This is a genomic window from Microbacterium sp. CFBP 8801, assembly GCF_014839455.1.
Lineage (GTDB): Bacteria > Actinomycetota > Actinomycetes > Actinomycetales > Microbacteriaceae > Microbacterium.
On record NZ_JACYNU010000001.1, the window covers coordinates 1 to 16,382 of the forward strand.

Sequence of the window (16,382 nt, forward strand, 5' to 3'; positions counted from 1 at the left end):
CTTCTTTTAGTCGGAATGGCCACCCTATGTTGGGTGGCCATTTCGCATTTACGGGCACATTTTGTGTTCGTGGTCAGCGCCGGGTGGCGTTCCCTGTTGTGGGGGACACCGCCCGGCGCTTCGTCGTACCCCGACGACGGTCGCGACGGTTTGCCGAGAGGCGCCGTCCCTCTCCTGGCTGTTCGCCGCGCGGGGTCGATGAGGCTGACGCGGCGTCAGGCCGGGGCTACGCTGACGGCACCGACTGGAAGGATCGACCCATGCGTTTCTCTCACCTGGGCGCGGAGCCGCGTATCCACCCCGACGCCGTGGTCGCTTCGACAGCGGTCATCAGCGGTGACGTCGTGATCGGCGCGGGATGCCAGGTGCTGCATGGTGCCGTCCTCACGTCCGAGGGGAGCCGCATCGTGCTGGGCGAGAACACGATCGTGATGGAGAACGCCCTCATCCGCGCGAGCGCCACGCACCCCGTGCACATCGGCGCGCACACCCTGGTGGGTCCGATGGCGAGCGTCGCCGGAGCCGATATCGGCGACGAGGTGTTCCTGGCCACCGGCACACGGATCTTCAACGGGGCCGAGATCGGTGACCGCAGCGAAGTGCGGATCAACGCCGTCGTGCACCTGCGCACCGTGTTGCCGCCCGAAACGGTGGTGCCGATCGGGTGGGTCGCGGTGGGCGACCCGCTCCGTCTGCTCTCGCCGGATCGGCACGACGAGATCTGGGCGGCGCAGAAGGAACTCGACTTCCCCGGCTACGTCTTCGGGCTCGATCGTGAGACGCCGGATCTGATGGTGCAACTGACCGAGCGGTACGGTCGCAGCCTGTCGCGACACGCGTCCGATCGAGCCGTCGACTGAGGCCACCGCGCGCGGTTGGTCTGCGCGAGGGATGGCCGGTGAGCGGCAGGGACGACAACTCGTCGTGACGTGCGAAGCGCCGACCCCCTCGAAAGGGAGCCGGCGCATCGCGGTGGCGAGGGGTTGATCACCCGGTGTTCTGGAGTCCCGCGGCCACACCGCTCACCGAGAGCAACAGCAGGCGCTGCTGTTCGGCATCCGGTGTCTCGGAGGTGTTCGCCGCGTCGCGCAGGGCGCGGAGCGCCCGCAACTGCAGCAGCGAGAGCGCGTCGACGTAGGGGCTGCGCATCTTGACCGCGCGCTGCAGCACGGGCTTGTTGCCCAGCAGGTCGCCGCCGGTGATGCGTTCGACCCACGACCGCGTGAGCAGCATCTCGTCCATCACGAGCCCGGCGAGATCGTCACGGTCGCCGAGCGCCAGGTAGCGGCGGGCAATGCGCTCGTCGGCCTTCGCGAGGCTCATCGCGACGTTGTCGATCATGGTGCGGAACAGCGGCCACTGCTCGTACGCGTCGCGTAGGCGCGGCTCATCGCCGACGGCGTCGAGCGCCGTGCCCAGACCGAACCATCCGGCGAGGTTGATGCGCGCCTGGGTCCACGAGAACACCCAGGGAATGGCTCGGAGGTCTTCGAGCGACTCGACCGAGAGGCCGCGTCGCGCGGGGCGAGAGCCCAATGCCAGGTGACCGAGCTCTTCCATCGGCGTGACCGTGGCGAACCACGGTGCGAAGCCGGGAGCCTTCACGAGGGCGAAGAAACGCTCCCGCGAGGCGACGTCCATCGTGCTCGCGACATCGGCGAACGCCTCAGCGGCCCCACGGTTACGGCGCTCGATCGAGGGGGAGGATGCCGTGAGCACGGCCGCCGCGACCTGATCGATGTGGCGCATGGCGATGTCGGCATCGCCGTAGCGGGCGAAGATGACCTCGCCCTGCTCGGTGAGCTTGAACCGGCCGTCGACGGAGTGCGGGGGCTGCGCGAGGATCGCGGAGTTGGCGGGTCCGCCGCCTCGTCCGAGCGCACCACCGCGACCGTGGAAGAGCGTCAGCTCGATGCCCTCGGTCTCGGCCCACGTCGAGATCTTCGCCTGGGCCTCGTACAGCGCGAGGTTCGCCGCGACCGGTCCGACGTCTTTGGAGGAGTCGGAGTAACCCAGCATGACCTCGAGTCGTCGGCCCGTGGCATCCAGCCGACTGACGAACGACGGGTGCGACACGATCTCGGCGAGGATGCCGGGGGCGGCCTGCAGGTCGGCGAAGGTCTCGAAGAGAGGGATGACGTCGAGGACGGGCACGTCCTCACCCGGGCCCATCGCGAACGCGGCCAGTTCGTGCACGTTGGCCAGGTCTTCGGCCGACTGCGTGAACGACACGATGTACCGACCGGCGGCGCGGGGCCCGAAGCGCTCCTGTACGTAGGCGATGGAACGGAAGACCTCGAGCACTTCGTCGGTCTGCTCGCTGCGGCCACCGCCCGCGCGGAGCTCCTCGAGAACCTTCCGGTGTACAGCCGAATGCTGCCGCACCTCGAGCTCGGTGAGGTGGAAGCCGTAGGTCTCGACCTGCCACACCAGGCGCTGCAGGGCGCCGTAGGCCTGACGTGCGGCTCCCGCGGCGACGAGTGAATCCTGCACCGTCCGCAGATCGGCGAGAAGGTGCTCGGGGTCGCGGTACGCGAGGTCGGCGTCGCGGGAACGGGTCGCGGCGATCTTGCGTGCCAGCAACAGCATGATGCGGCGGTGGGGCTCGTCGGGGGAACGCTCGGCGATCTCGGCCGCGGCGTCTTCGTCGGCGGCGCGCAGACGGTGCCACAGGGTGACGAGGGCATCGCTCGGCGGCGTGGACTCGGCATCGAGGGTCAGTCCGCGACCCACGCGCTGCGTGGTGCGTTCGAGGCCCAGCAGCACGTGCTCGCTCGCGATCGCAGCGGCCTTACGGGTGACGGATGCCGTGACGAAGGGGTTTCCGTCGCGGTCGCCGCCGACCCACGAGCCGACGCGCACGAACGGCGTCACGATCGGGGCGCGGGAGCCGGCGTGCTCGCCCTGCAGGATGTCGTCGATGCGGCGGTACACGCGCGGCACGGCGGTGTAGAGCGTCTCGTCGAACACCGACATGACCGAGCGCACCTCGTCGACGGGCGACGGCTTCTCGCGGCGGAGGGGAGCGGTGCGCCACAGCGTGTCGATCTCTTCGAGCATGCGGCGCTCGGTTCGGCGGCTCTCGGTGCCACCGTCGGAGGCGGCGTCGTGCTCGGCGAGCAGCTCCGACAGGCGACGGATGCTCGCGGAGATCGCGCGGCGGCGGGCCTCGGTGGGGTGAGCCGTGAAGACCGGGTGGAAGCGCAGCGCTTGGAGGCGCGCGAGCGCGGTCTCTTCGCCCACTTCGCTCGACAGCCGCTCGTATGCCGTCGCGATGGTGTCGGGCGTGCCGGAACGCGACGGGTTGTCGCCTCGCTCGCGCAGCACGCGCACGCGCTGATGCTCCTCGACGAGGTTGACGAGGTGGAAGTAAGCCGTGAAGGCACGGGCCACCTCGTCGGCCCGCGCGATCGAGAAGCCGTCGGCGATCGCCGCGGCCCGCTCGAACGCCTCGGGCGTCTCGTCGGTGTAGGCCTGGATCGTCGCCGAGCGCAGCCGCTCGACATCGTCGTACAGGCCGGGGGAGCCGCTCTCCTGAAGGACGCGGCCGAGCAGCGAGCCGAGCAGTCGCACGTCCGCGCGCATCTGTTCGGGGAGCTCTTGGCCGGCTTCGAAGCGGCCCACGAGGTCGATGGCCTCGGTCGGGGTCAGTTCACGCACAGCCCCAGATTATCGGCGTCCGGTGACGTGTGAATGACGCCGGGACGGCGTGCGACGGCGCACGGGCATGGGGAGAAGCCGTGGCCGTGCAGTCCGCGTGGCCCAAAGCCGGACATCCTCCGGGCGAAACAGCCTCGCACCGCACACATCGGCGTCGAAGGGGGTTTGTGGTCGCAATCGTCCGGAGTCGGTTCGGGCGGTGTTTCCAGAACGATCGCCCGCGGCCGGTCCACCGCACGGGTCGCGGCCGCGCGGGGGATACTCGGGGCACCGGCGCCGTCGGCGCTGCGAGAGGAGACGCCGTGAGCGACGATGCCCTGCGAGAAGCGGCCGAGACCATGCGGGCCGTGCGCGAACGCTGCGCGTGGACGAAGACGATCGACCACGCGGCCCTCGTGCCCTACCTCGTCGAAGAGAGCGCCGAGGTGATCGACGCCGTCGAGTCGGGCACTCGCGCCGACCTGCGCGAGGAGCTGGGCGATCTGCTGTGGCAGGTGCTGTTCCACGCCGAGATCGCGTCGGGCGACCCCGTCGACCCCTTCGACATCGACGACGTCGCTCGCGGACTCACCGAGAAGATGGTGCGCCGGCATCCGCACGTCTTCGCCGGGGCCGTGGCATCCACTCCCGAGGAAGTGCTCGTGCACTGGAACGCGGCGAAGGCGGCCGAGAAGAGCGAGCGCACGAGTGTCCTCGACGGGGTCAGCGACCACATGCCCGCGCTCGCGCTCGCGCAGAAGCTGGTCGGCAAGGCCGCGCAGGTGGGCGTGCACGCGCCGACGCACCGGCTCGCCGATCCCGCGACCGAGGCGGAGCTGGGCGACGCGCTGCTGGCGCTGGTGCAGCAGGGCCGCGACCGGGGCTGGGACGCCGAGCGCGCCCTGCGCGAGCGACTCCGCACCCTGCGCGCCGACGTCACGGCGGCCGAGGCCGCGCCGGGCGCCCCCTGACCCCCGCCCCGGCGTCACGAGCGCACACGTCGTGGCCGAGGGCACACGTCGTCGCGGGTGCTCTCGGCGTTGGCGTGTGCTCTCGACGGCGACGGCGCGAGCGCACCGGCGGGGGCTGAGACAATGGACGCGTGGCATCCGTGAACCCGCCGCGCGGCATGCGCGACTTCCTCCCCGCTGACAAAGCCCGTCGCGAGCGCGTGCTCGCCGTCATCCGCGAGCGCTACCGCGCCCACGGCTTCGACGAGATCGAGACGCCCGTGATGGAGGAGTACTCGCGGCTGCACGCCGGGATCGGCGGCGACAACGAGAAGCTGTCGTTCAGCATCCTGAAGCGGGGAATGGATGCCGAGGGCATCCGCGCCGCCGCCGACGACCCGGCCGCTCTCGCCGACCTCGGCCTGCGCTACGACCTCACCGTTCCGCTCGCCCGGTTCTACGCCACGAACCGGGCTCAGCTGCCGACGGTGTTCCGCGCGATCCAGATGGCGCCGGTCTGGCGGGCGGAGCGCCCCCAGAAGGGCCGGTACCGCCAGTTCCTGCAGTGCGACATCGACATCATCGGCGACGCGTCGGCCCGCGCCGAGGCCGAGCTGATGACGGCGAGCCTCGACGTGCTCGACGCGCTGGGGCTCGAGGGCGGAACGATCCGTGTCAACGATCGTCGCGTCCTCGACGCGATGCTCGACGTGTTCGGCTTCGCCCCCGACGAGCGGCCCGGGGTCCTGATCACGATCGACAAGCTCGACAAGATCGGTGCCTCGGGTGTCGTCGCCGAGCTACGCGACCGCGGAGCGACGCCCGAGGCCGCCGACGCCGTTGCGGCCTATCTCGAACGTCCTCGCCCCGACGACGCGCGCTTCGACGACGCCGGCATCCGCGCGGCTCTGCCCGACGGCATCCCCGACGAGGTCATCGCGCACCTCGTAGCCCTCGGCGAGACGGTGGCCGCCGCACGCGGCGCCGACGCGCCGCTGGTCTTCGACCCGTTCCTCGTTCGAGGCATGGGGTACTACACCGGCACGATCTTCGAGCTGGCCCACCCGAGCGTCGACTACTCGCTGGGCGGGGGCGGTCGTTACGACGGCATGATCGGGCGTTTCCTCGGTCAGGACGTTCCGGCCGTCGGGTTCTCGATCGGTTTCGAGCGCATCGTCGACCTGCTGCAGGACGCCGTGGACACGGGCGAGCGAGCCGTGGTGCTCGTGCACGATCGCGACGTCGCACTCGAGGACCTGCTGCGGGTGAAGGCGGAGCTCGTGGCCGACGGCGCGCGTGTACGTCTCGAGCAGCGCACGAAGAACCTCAAGGCCCTGCTCGAACGGGCGAGCGCCGACGGCTACACGTCGTTCGCGACGGTGAACGCCGGAACGACGAGCGCGTCGCTGGAGATCAAGCCGCTCGGCTGAGAGTCGCTGCGCGACCGCCGTCGTCCGGCGGCCACGCCTCGGTCACCCCGTGTTCACGTCGTCGAGGTGTGATCGGGACATGCGTCGCGCGAGGGTTCGACGGCCCGTTCGACGGCCGGTGACCCTCGCCGCCGCGTCGTCGGTCGCGGTGCTGGGGGCCACGGCGGTGGCCCTGCGTACCCTCATCTCGCGTCAGGCGGCGATCGCGCGGCGCCGCATCGGCAAGCCGCTCGGGGAACAGGCTCTGGATGCCGACCGCGTCTGGCGCCGGAAGAAGCACGACGGTCGACCGGTCGAGCTGCTGGTGCTGGGGGACTCGATCGCCGCGGGTCTGGGCGCCGGACACCGACGCGACACCCTGGGGGCTCGGCTGGCCAAGGGCATCGCCCGCGCGGCCGCGCGACCCGTGCGCCTGCGCACCGCCGCGGTCGTGGGATCGGAGACCTCGGCTCTCGCGGCGCAGATCGCCGCCCTTCCGCCGGACTACCGCGCCGACGTCGCCGTCGTCGTGGTGGGCGGCAACGACGTCACGCACCGCGTTCCCCCCGTGCGCGCCGCGGCGCAGCTCGAGCAGGCCGTCGGCGCCTTGACGGCCCGGGGGACGGCCGTGGTCGTGGGAACCTGCCCCGACCTCGGCACGCTGCGCGCGGTGCCGCAGCCGCTGCGCACCCTCGCGTCACGCTCCTCGCGCCAGCTGGCGGCGGCGCAGGCCCGCGCCGCCGAGCGTGCCGGCGCGCGAGTGGTGGGCCTGGCCCGGGCGGTGGGACCGGTCTTCGCCGAACGCCCCGACGAGATGTTCAGCATCGACCGCTTCCACCCCAGCGCCCTGGGTTACCGGCGCACGGCCGAGGCCCTGCTGCCGGCGGTGCTGGGCGCCCTCCGGGGCGACGCGGAGCCGTCGCCCTCGGTGTCGCCGCGGCCTTCCGCCGACGTCCCGGCCAACCCATAGCTCACGGTCGTACCGTTCCCCCACGCCTCCTCTGCACATCCTCCTGACCACCCGGCGCGCCGACCCCCTCACGCTCGGCGTGCTGTTCGTGGCATCCGCGGCCTACCTCGTCGGTGTCGCGCGTCTGCGTCGTCGAGGCGAGAAGTGGCCCCTGCGCCGGACGATCGGGTTCTTCGCACTCGGGCTCCTGCCGTACGCCGCGATCGAGCTCGGATTCCTCGCGGTCTTCTCGGCCGAGCTCCGCTGGGCGTTCTCGACCCGCATCGCGCTGCTGATCTTCGCCGTCCCGGCCGGGATCGCCGCCGGACGCCCGCTCGACCTGGGCGCCCGACTGGGCGCGGGCGCCGTGATCGAGCGCGTCCTCGCACCCCGCGTCACGCGGATCTTCGGCAACGCAATGGTGGCCACCGTCGTCATCGCCGCGGTGTTCTGCCTCTTCTTGACCCCGCTCGCCGGCATCCTGCGTGTGAACCCCGTCGTCGAGGCGTCGCTGGGGGTGGTCGTGCCGCTCGTCGGGCTCGCGATGGTGCTGCCTATGATGGCGCTCGGGGCCGTGCACACGGGCACCTTCATCGCGATCGAGTTCCTGCTGGCTTTCGTCGAGCTGCTGATCGACTCCGTCCCCGGGCTGCTGCTGCGCCTCAACGACTCGGTCGTCGACCTGATCCCGGATGCCGTGCAGACGATGTCGTGGTGGCCGTCGACGCTGCACGATCAGCATCTCGCCGGCGACATGATCTGGTTCATCGCCGAGTTCGCCGACGTGCCGATCCTCGTCATCCTGCTCGTCCGCTGGATGCGCACCGACCGCGTCGAGGCCCAGGGCTTCGACGAGCTCTCCGACGAGGAGTACGACGAGATGACCCGCGCGCACCTGCGCGGCGAACGCTGACGCGCGTTGACCCACGACCGCCGCCCCGCCAGGCTGGGACCGTGCCCACCCACGACGACGTCGACGCCTTCCTGACCCGCACGCTCGTCGGCTCCGACCCGATCCTGGATGCAGCGCTCTCGGCGCAGCACGCGGCGGGCCTCCCCTCGATCGAGGTCGCCCCCGTCAACGCCAAGTTCCTGCACCTGCTCACGCGTATCGCCGGCGCTCGCCGCGTGCTCGAGGTCGGCACCCTCGGCGGCTACTCGACGATCTGGTTCGCCCGCGCGGTCGGCGAGGGAGGGCGGGTCGTGTCGATCGAGGCCGAATCGGCCAACGCCGATGTCGCGCGGGCCAACCTGCGGCGCGCGGGCGTGGCCGACCGTGTCGACGTGCGCGTCGGGCGTGGCGCCGACGTGCTCCCCACCCTCGAGGGGGAGGACGCTTTCGACCTCGTCTTCATCGACGCCGACAAGGAATCCAACACGCTGTACCTCGACTGGGCCGCTCGGCTCGGGCGTCCGGGCACGGTCGTCGTGCTCGACAACGTCGTGCGCGGGGGAGACGTCGCCGATGCCGACACCACCGACTCGAAGGTGCAGGGCGCGCGCCGCGGCATCCTGATGCTCGGAAGCGACCCCCGCTTCGACGCCACCGCCCTGCAGACCCTCGACCGCAAGGGGTGGGACGGTGTGGCCCTCGCGATCGTCGTGGATGCCGGGGAGGTCGGCGCCGGGTCTTGACGCAGGCGGCCGCGGGCGTGGCGAAGCGGAGTCCGACGCGGAATGACGCTCTGGCCCACGAGCGTCGGGGGCGGTCACTAGACTCGACCACGGACCGATGACGCTCCGCCCTCTTTCACTCAAGAACCAACGAGGAGTCCTTCGTGGCACTTATCGAGGCTGTCAACGCGCGCGAGATTCTGGATTCGCGCGGAAACCCGACCGTCGAGGTGGAGGTGCTCCTCGACGACGGCATCGTTCAGCGTGCGGCTGTTCCCTCCGGCGCATCCACCGGCGCCTTCGAGGCCTACGAGCTGCGCGACGGCGACAAGAGCCGCTACAGCGGCAAGGGCGTGCTCAAGGCCGTCGCCGCTGTCGTCGACGAGCTGGGCCCCGCCATCGAGGGCGTCGAAGCCAGCGAGCAGCGCATCATCGACGAGATCCTCATCGAGACCGACGGTACCGAGAACAAGTCGCGCACCGGCGCCAACGCCATCCTCGGCGTCTCGCTCGCCGTCGCCAAGGCCGCCGCCGACAGCGCCGACCTGCCCCTGTTCCGCTACCTCGGCGGACCCAACGCGCACCTGCTGCCCGTTCCGCTGTTCAACGTCATCAACGGTGGCGAGCACGCCGACAACGGCATCGACTTCCAGGAGTTCTTCCTCGCGCCCATCGGCGCCGAGACCTACAGCGAATCGCTCCGCTGGGGCACCGAGGTCTACCACGTCCTCAAGGGCGAGCTGAAGTCCGCGGGTTACAACACCGGTCTCGGTGACGAGGGCGGCTTCGCCCCCGACCTGCCCAGCAACCGCGAGGGCCTCGACTTCCTCATCCGCGCGATCGAGAAGGCCGGCTTCACCCCCGGTCAGGACATCGCCGTCGGCCTCGACGTCGCCGCCACCGAGTTCTTCAAGGACGGCGTCTACACCGTCGAGGGCAAGGAGTGGAGCGTCGACACGCTCGTCGACTACTTCGCCGACCTCGTCGCCAACTTCCCGATCGTCACGATCGAAGACGCGCTCGCCGAGGACGACTGGGACGGCTGGAAGAAGCTGACCGACGCCATCGGCTCGAAGGTGCAGCTCGTCGGCGACGACCTGTTCGTCACCAACCCCCAGCGTCTGCAGAAGGGCATCGACCTCGGCATCGCCAACTCGCTGCTCGTGAAGGTCAACCAGATCGGCACGCTGAGCGAGACGCTGGATGCCATCAACCTGGCCACCCGTTCGGGCTACACCTCGATGCTGTCGCACCGCTCGGGTGAGACCGAGGACACCACGATCGCCGACCTCGCCGTCGCCGTGAACGCCGGCCAGATCAAGACCGGTGCCCCGGCGCGCAGCGAGCGCGTCGCGAAGTACAACCAGCTGCTCCGCATCGAAGAAGACCTCGGCGACGCCGCGGTGTTCGCGGGCCGCTCGGCGTTCCCCCGCTTCAAGGGCTGATCGTCCGACGAAAGGAGAGGGAGCCCTACGGCTTCCTCTCCTTTCGCGTTTCCGTGCACGCGCCGGGGGCTCGGCGCGTCCCCGGGGCCCCGCAGGTCGGCGACGTAGACTCGGCTCCGCCCGTCGCCCGTGACCGCGCGGGCGAGAACGAGAGGGGATGCCGTGGACCGACCGACATTGCCTCCCCGCCGGCCCGTGGCATCCGGTGCCACGCCCGCGAAGAAGACCGGCACGAAGAAGTCGGCGAAGGCCGCCCCGTCCCCCCGTGCGTCCCGCTCGACGCCGTCGACCCCGCGGCGCGTCGACGTGCGCGAGTGGCTCGGCAAGGTGCGCGTGTCGGGCTTCGTCGTCATCATGCTGGGGCTCGTCGTGCTCGGCACCTTCGTGCTCGTGCCGACTGTGGGCACCTACATGGATCAGCGTCAGCAGATCCAGGCGCTGGAGAACGCGGTCGCCGTCAGCCGCGACGACGTCGCCGAACTGGAGTCGCAGCGAGAGCGCTGGTCCGACCCCGCCTACATCACCACTCAGGCACGCGAGCGGTTGTACTACACGTTCCCCGGCGAGGTCGTGTACCTCATCGACAACGACCTGCCCGTCTCGGCCACCCCCCAAGAGCAGCAGGACGTCAGCGAGGACGTGGGTCAGACCCGCACCGACTGGATGGCGCAGCTCGTGCGCTCGGTCGCCGACTCAGGTGCCGCGCAGGTGGCCGTGCCGACCACGGTCGAGATCGGCGTGCCCGACCCCACGCCCGCACCCGAGGCGACGCCCGCCCCGTGAGCGGCGACAGCGACGGGCGCGCCCGTCGCGCGACCCGCGGGGCTCCCGTCGCGCTCGGACTCCGACCGCCGACGCCGATCTCGCGGAACGCCGAGACCGGACCGGTACCCTGGGAGCGATGACTACCACGCACCTTCCCCCCGCGTCCGACGCCGACCTCGCCGTGCTGCAGGCGCAGCTGGGCCGTGTGCCCCGCGGGGTCATCGGCATCGCCGCGCGGTGCGTCTGCGGCAACCCGACCGTCGTGGCCACGTCGCCCAGACTCGATGACGGCAGCCCGTTTCCGACGTTCTACTACCTCACGCACCCCGCGGCCACGGCAGCGATGTCGGTGCTCGAAGCCGGTCACGTCATGGTGGAGTTCACCGACGAGCTCGCTGCCGACGAAGACCTGCGCGCCGAGTACCTCGCCGCGCACGAGGCCTATCTGCGCGATCGCGCGGCGTACGGCGAGCCCGAGGAGATCGCGGGGATCTCGGCGGGCGGCATGCCCACCCGGGTGAAGTGTCTGCACGCCCTCGCCGGTCACTCCCTGGCCGCCGGGCCGGGTGTGAACCCCATCGGCGACCGTGCACTGGAGCGCGGCACCTTCTCGCCCGAGCGCTGCGAGTGCGAGAGCCCCGGGACCGGCGGATGAAACGCGTCGTCGCGGGGGTGGCATCCATCGTCGTCGCGATGGTGTTGACCGGCGCGGCGATCGCTCCGCCCGTGCTGACCGGCACAGCTCCCTCGGCGCCCGCGAACGCGACACCGGCTCCGCCCGTGCCCGAGGACCCCACCGACTCCGTCCGCGCGTCGGAGTACTGGCTCGACCAGTACGGCGTGCGCGAGGCGTGGAACACCACGCGCGGCGCGGGGCAGAAGATCGCGATCATCGACACCGGGATCGGGCGCGGCCCCGTCGAGTTCAACGGCGCGATCGCGGGGGGCACCGACGTGTCGGGTGTCGGTTCGTCGGACGGGCGCACCCCGGTCGGCGCCGTGGATGCCAACCACGGCAGCTGGGTCGCCTCGCTCGCGGCTTCGCGGGGGACCGGTAACGGCCGCGGCATGATCGGCGTGGCACCCGAAGCGGAGCTGCTGTCGATCTCGGTCGGGTTCGGCGCCTCGACGACCAAACCGTTCACCGAGCAGATCGCCGAGGCCATGAGGTGGGCGGTCGACAACGGTGCGACCGTCATCAACCTGTCACTGACCACCAACACCCTCGACTGGGACCGTAGCTGGGACGACGCGTTCGAGTACGCCTTCGACAACGACGTCGTGGTGGTCGTCGCCGCGGGCAACCGGGGGAGTGGCACCGACCGCGTCGGGGCGCCCGCCACGATCCCGGGCGTCCTCGCCGTGGGCGGCGTCGACCCGAACGGCACCGCGAGCAGCAGCGCGTCGACGCAGGGCATCACGATCGGGCTGTCGGCGCCGAGTGAGCGCCTGCGCGGGGTGTCGGCCGACGGCACGCTCGTGCAATGGAACGGCACGAGCGGGGCCGCTCCCATCGTCGCCGGAATCGCCGCCCTCGTTCGCGCGGCCCACCCCGACTTGGATGCCGATAACGTCCTCAACCGTCTGATCAGCACCGCGAAGCCCGCCGCCGGCGCCACGACCGTGCCCGACAAGCTCTACGGTTACGGACTCGTCAACGCGGCGGCAGCCATCTCGGCGCGGGTCGACACCGTCTCGGAGAACCCGCTCGGGAGCCTGTCGGAGTGGATCCGGCTCTACCGTCGGGCCGACGCGGAACCCGCGCCTACCCCGACCGCCACGGCGGTCGAGATTCCACCGCTGCCGCCGGTGACATCGGCGCCCGAGGCGGGTTCGCCTCTGCTGCCGTCGCGCGATAGCGTTCTGTACGGATCGCTGCCGCTCGGCGCGGGCACACTGGCCGCTATAATGATTGCGCTCGGTGTCACTGCTGCTGCCCGGCGAATAAGACAGGCGCGCATCTCCCGCGAGCCGAGCCGCACCACAAACGAGGAGTCCCTCACATCGTGACCACTACCGTGCCCAGAATCCTCATCGTCGGTGGGGGCTACGCAGGTTTCTACACCGCGTGGAAGCTCGAGAAGCTCCTCGGCCGCAACGAGGCCGAAGTCACGCTCGTCGACCCGCTGCCGTACATGACGTACCAGCCGTTCCTCCCCGAGGTCGCCGCCGGCGAGATCGAGCCGCGCCACGTCGTGGTGAGCCTGCGCCGCCACCTCAAGCGCACCACCGTCATCGCGGGCAAGATCACCGGGATCTCGCACGCCACCAAGTCGGCGACGATCTCTCCGATCGCCGGTGACGAGACCTTCGAGCAGAGCTACGACCACATCGTCGTGACCGCCGGCGCCGTGTCGCGCACGTTCCCGATCCCGGGCATCGCCGACAACGCCATCGGGCTCAAGACCATCGAAGAGGCCGTGGCCATCCGCGACCGCCTCACGTCGAACTTCGACAAGGCGTCGGTGCTGCCCGCCGGTCCCGAGCGGGACCGCCTGCTGACCGTCGTCGTCGTCGGTGGCGGCTTCGCCGGCATCGAGGTCTTCGCGGAGCTCCGCGCCTACGCGTCGTCGCTGCTCAAGCAGTACCCCACGCTCGCGTTCGAGGACACGCACTTCCACCTCATCGAGGCGATGGGCCGCATCATGCCCGAGGTGTCGCAGAAGACGAGCGAGTGGGTGCTCGCCGACCTCGCGAAGAAGGGTGCCTTCGTGCACCTCGACACGCAGGTCAAGGGCGCCGTCGACGGCGTCATCGAGCTGTCGACCGGCGAGAACCTGCCGACCGACCTCATCATCTGGACCGCCGGTGTCATGGCCAACCCCACGGTCGTCCGTGGCAGCGACCTGCCCGTCGAAGAGCGCGGTCGCATCCGCACGCGCCCCGACCTGCGCGTCGGCACCGAAGAAGAGATCGTCCAGGGTGCCTGGGCCGCCGGAGACGTCTCGGCTGTCCCCGACCTGTCGGGTGGCGGCGTGGGCGGCTTCTGCGTTCCCAACGCCCAGCACGCGGTGCGCCAGGGCAAGCTCATGGCGAAGAATCTCGTCGCGGTGCTGCGCGGCGAGGAGCCCAAGGAGTACAACCACAAGAACCTCGGCGCCGTCGCCGGCCTGGGGCTCTACAACGGCGCATTCCAGTCGGGCAACATCGCGCTGACCGGCCTGATCGCCTGGTTCGCCCACCGCGGTTACCACGGTCTGGCCATGCCGACGTGGGAGCGCAAGTTCCGCGTCGTCGGCGATTGGGTGCAGAACTTCCTGCACGGTCGCGAGGTCGTCAATCTCGAGGCCGTCCAGCAGCCCCGCGCCGCGTTCGAGGAGTTCGCCGCGCGCCCGCGTCCGGCGGCGCCCGCGGCCGACGCTCCGGCGCCGGCAGCTCCGGCCGAGAAGAAGGCCGAGCCCGTCGCGGCGAAGTGACCTTCCGCTGATCGAGACCCTCGTACCCCGCCGGGTACGGGGGTCTCGTCGTTAGCGGCCCCGGATGCCGCGCCGTCGAGCGATACGGTGGAGGTCGGGCCCCCGTAGCCCAATGGCAGAGGCAGGCGACTTAAAATCGCTTCAGTGTGGGTTCGAGTCCCACCGGGGGTACGCCGTATCCTCGCGCTCACGGACGCTCCGCGTACTATGCGCGTTCTCTGGGAGTCCCCGCCACCCACCCGTTCCGGCCGGCGCCCCGCAGTTACACTGAAGGGCAATCTCGCGAACTGAGGGTGGGGACTTATGTGGGAGTGGCTTGTACCGGTCATCGTGATCGTCGGCATTCTGGCGATCGCCGGGATCTATCTGTGGGCCACCTACAACGCCCTGGTCGCGTTGAACGTGCGTGTCGACGAGGCGTGGAGTGACATCACCGTCCAGCTCAAGCGTCGTGCCGACCTGCTCCCCAACCTCATCGAGACGGTGAAGGGCTACGCGGCCCACGAGAAGGCCGTGTTCGAGAACGTCACCCGTGCCCGTGCCGAGACGCTGTCGGCCCAGAGCCCGGCCGAGGCCGGTGTTGCCGAGGGACACATGCAGCAGGCGCTCAAGTCGTTGTTCGCCGTTGCCGAGGCGTACCCGCAGCTCCAGGCGAGCCAGAACTTCCTGCAGCTGCAGCACTCGATCGTCGACACCGAAGACAAGATCCAGGCGTCGCGCCGGTTCTACAACGGTGGCGTGCGGGAGCTCAACACGAAGATCAAGGTCTTCCCCAACAACCTCTTCGCGCGCCAGCTCGGCTTCCGCGAGCGCGAGTTCTTCGAGGTCGTCGATGGCGCGGCGATCGCGGAACCCCCACGCGTGCAGTTCTGACGTCACGCGCCCCCTCTCACCGGAGGGGGCGCGTTCTCGTTGGCGCGGTCGTCGGGGTGGTCGTGCCGCTCCGCACGCAACGCCCCGGCGATGGCGTCCACCGCGTCGCCCCAGCGCGAGACCGTCACGCGCTCCAGGCCCTGCCACCGCGCCGCGGTTCGCAGCTCTTCGGCGACGCGGTCGGCGGCATCGGGCGGCGCCCCCCGCTCCCACCACGCCGACTGCACGCGGAGGGTGCTGTTCGCGCGGTCGGCTTTCAGGTCGAGGCGGCCCACCACGTCGTCGCCCACCACGACCGGCAGCGAGTAGTAGCCGAACCGCCGTTGCAGCGCGGGCGTGTAGATCTCGATCCGGTAGTCGAAGTCGAAGAGCCGCTCGGCACGGTCGCGGAACCACACCATCGGGTCGAACGGGGTGAGGATGGCCGCGACGTCGAGCTTGCGGGGGCGGGCGGCGTCGCGATGCAGCCAGGCTTTCGCGGGGCGACCCGCCACGCGCCAGCCCTCGACCTCGACGGGAAGCAGCTCGCCGGTGTCGACCAGATCGCGGATCGCGGCGAGGACCGCGGGGCGGTCGCGGATGCGCCAGTAATCGGCCAGGTCGGCCGCGGTGGCGACGCCGTACGCGACGGCGGCGCGGCGCACGAGCTCGGCGATGGCCGCGGCGCGGGGGACCGACGTCTCGAGCGCCGCGGCCGGCAGCACATCGGATGCCAGCCCGTAGCGTCTCTCGAACCCCCGGCGTCCGGCGATGGCGACGTCACCGCTCAGCCACAGTCGCTCCAGCCCGTTCTTCACGTCGTCCCAGCCCCACCACGACCCCCGCGAGCCGCTTCGGGCGTCATGGTCGATGTCGGCCGGTCGGAGCGGACCGCGCGCGGCCAGCTCGTCGCGCAGCCAGTCGAGCAGGGGCCGGTTCGCCCGCGCCCACTCGTCGTCGCCGTACTTGGCGCGCATCGCGTCGCGGCGGAACTGCAGCAGCGGCCAATCGTCGACCGAGACGAGCGACGCCACGTGCGCCCACGACTCGACCCAGGTCGGCCGCCGCGAGAACGCGAGCTTGTCGAGCAGCCCGGTGTCGTAGGCGCCGAGGCGGGCGAACAGCGGCATGTAGTGGGAGCGCGCGAAGACGTTGACCGAGTCGATCTGAAGGATGCGCATGCGATGCAGCGCCCCGGTGATCTGGCGCGTGCCCACCATCTCGGGACGGGCGCGGGCGAAGCCCTGCGCGGCAAGGGCGATACGGCGCGCGTCGGCGCGACGAAGCGTCGTGGTCATGCTCCTCACCGTATCCACCACCGCCGACATCGCAGCGATCGCCGG

Annotated in this window: 14 protein-coding genes and 1 tRNA gene; 13 read left to right on the top strand and 2 right to left on the bottom strand. The window is 70.7% G+C overall.

The features are described 5' to 3' along the window. Positions 1-260: 260 nt before the first annotated feature. Entirely contained in the window at positions 261-860 is a 600-nt protein-coding gene (locus IFR11_RS00005; RefSeq protein WP_055836021.1) for a gamma carbonic anhydrase family protein, read from the top strand. Between the two features lie 127 nt (positions 861-987). Here the strand turns inward: IFR11_RS00005 and IFR11_RS00010 are convergent, their stop codons facing one another. Continuing rightward, on the bottom strand, positions 988-3,660 hold the full coding sequence (locus tag IFR11_RS00010) for a phosphoenolpyruvate carboxylase (RefSeq protein WP_191914827.1): 2,673 nt from the start codon (positions 3,658-3,660) through the stop codon (positions 988-990). 338 nt (positions 3,661-3,998) lie between these two features. Here IFR11_RS00010 and IFR11_RS00015 point away from each other — a divergent pair, with 338 nt between their 5' ends. The 12 genes from IFR11_RS00015 to IFR11_RS00070 all read left to right on the top strand — a co-directional run bounded on the left by IFR11_RS00015 (position 3,999) and on the right by IFR11_RS00070 (position 15,060). Then, positions 3,999-4,610: a MazG family protein gene (locus tag IFR11_RS00015; protein WP_191915151.1), complete on the top strand. Its 612-nt coding sequence runs from the start codon at positions 3,999-4,001 to the stop codon at positions 4,608-4,610. Positions 4,611-4,768: 158 nt separating this feature from the next. Continuing rightward, on the top strand, positions 4,769-6,019 hold the full coding sequence (gene hisS, locus IFR11_RS00020) for a histidine--tRNA ligase (RefSeq protein ID WP_197978904.1): 1,251 nt from the start codon (positions 4,769-4,771) through the stop codon (positions 6,017-6,019). A gap of 118 nt (positions 6,020-6,137) precedes the next feature. After that, positions 6,138-6,968, top strand: coding sequence for an SGNH/GDSL hydrolase family protein (locus IFR11_RS00025; RefSeq protein WP_441005404.1), 831 nt, complete (start codon positions 6,138-6,140; stop codon positions 6,966-6,968). An 88-nt stretch (positions 6,969-7,056) separates the two neighbouring features. Then, complete coding sequence (locus tag IFR11_RS00030; protein WP_342030225.1) at positions 7,057-7,860, top strand: cytochrome c oxidase assembly protein; 804 nt, start codon at positions 7,057-7,059, stop codon at positions 7,858-7,860. 41 nt (positions 7,861-7,901) lie between these two features. Further along, entirely contained in the window at positions 7,902-8,582 is a 681-nt protein-coding gene (locus IFR11_RS00035; RefSeq protein ID WP_191914830.1) for a class I SAM-dependent methyltransferase, read from the top strand. A 143-nt stretch (positions 8,583-8,725) separates the two neighbouring features. Continuing rightward, positions 8,726-10,006 (top strand): phosphopyruvate hydratase, encoded by a 1,281-nt coding sequence (gene eno / locus IFR11_RS00040; RefSeq protein ID WP_055836041.1) that lies wholly within the window; start codon positions 8,726-8,728, stop codon positions 10,004-10,006. 162 nt (positions 10,007-10,168) lie between these two features. After that, positions 10,169-10,789 (top strand): FtsB family cell division protein, encoded by a 621-nt coding sequence (locus tag IFR11_RS00045; protein ID WP_235560599.1) that lies wholly within the window; start codon positions 10,169-10,171, stop codon positions 10,787-10,789. Between the two features lie 118 nt (positions 10,790-10,907). Beyond that, positions 10,908-11,426: a DUF501 domain-containing protein gene (locus IFR11_RS00050; RefSeq protein ID WP_055836045.1), complete on the top strand. Its 519-nt coding sequence runs from the start codon at positions 10,908-10,910 to the stop codon at positions 11,424-11,426. Continuing rightward, a complete protein-coding gene (locus IFR11_RS00055) occupies positions 11,423-12,781 on the top strand; it encodes a S8 family serine peptidase (RefSeq protein WP_191914831.1) in 1,359 nt (452 codons plus the stop codon). The genes IFR11_RS00050 and IFR11_RS00055 overlap by 4 nt, the downstream gene beginning before the upstream one ends. After that, the gene (locus IFR11_RS00060; protein ID WP_235561593.1) at positions 12,778-14,187 is read left to right on the top strand and encodes an NAD(P)/FAD-dependent oxidoreductase; all 1,410 of its coding nucleotides are present in this window, start codon (positions 12,778-12,780) and stop codon (positions 14,185-14,187) included. Before IFR11_RS00055 ends, IFR11_RS00060 begins: the two co-directional genes overlap by 4 nt. Before the next feature lie 98 nt (positions 14,188-14,285). Next, a tRNA-Leu gene (locus IFR11_RS00065) sits at positions 14,286-14,358 on the top strand. Positions 14,359-14,490: 132 nt separating this feature from the next. Beyond that, positions 14,491-15,060 carry a LemA family protein gene (locus tag IFR11_RS00070; RefSeq protein ID WP_055836054.1) on the top strand — a complete coding sequence of 190 codons (570 nt, stop codon included), beginning with the start codon at positions 14,491-14,493 and terminating at the stop codon, positions 15,058-15,060. A gap of 2 nt (positions 15,061-15,062) precedes the next feature. On the opposite strand, the gene IFR11_RS00075 is transcribed toward IFR11_RS00070, so the two are convergent. Further along, entirely contained in the window at positions 15,063-16,337 is a 1,275-nt protein-coding gene (locus tag IFR11_RS00075; RefSeq protein WP_055939524.1) for a winged helix-turn-helix domain-containing protein, read from the bottom strand. Between the last annotated feature and the right edge of the window lie 45 nt (positions 16,338-16,382).

Coding starts and splice junctions, on each gene's coding strand:
- IFR11_RS00005 (WP_055836021.1), top strand. CDS start 261: ATGCGTTTCTCTCACCTGGGCGCGGAGCCGCGTATCCACCCCGACGCC.
- IFR11_RS00015 (WP_191915151.1), top strand. CDS start 3,999: ATGCGGGCCGTGCGCGAACGCTGCGCGTGGACGAAGACGATCGACCAC.
- hisS (WP_197978904.1), top strand. CDS start 4,769: ATGCGCGACTTCCTCCCCGCTGACAAAGCCCGTCGCGAGCGCGTGCTC.
- IFR11_RS00050 (WP_055836045.1), top strand. CDS start 10,908: ATGACTACCACGCACCTTCCCCCCGCGTCCGACGCCGACCTCGCCGTG.
- IFR11_RS00055 (WP_191914831.1), top strand. CDS start 11,423: ATGAAACGCGTCGTCGCGGGGGTGGCATCCATCGTCGTCGCGATGGTG.
- IFR11_RS00070 (WP_055836054.1), top strand. CDS start 14,491: ATGTGGGAGTGGCTTGTACCGGTCATCGTGATCGTCGGCATTCTGGCG.
- IFR11_RS00075 (WP_055939524.1), bottom strand. CDS start 16,337: ATGACCACGACGCTTCGTCGCGCCGACGCGCGCCGTATCGCCCTTGCC.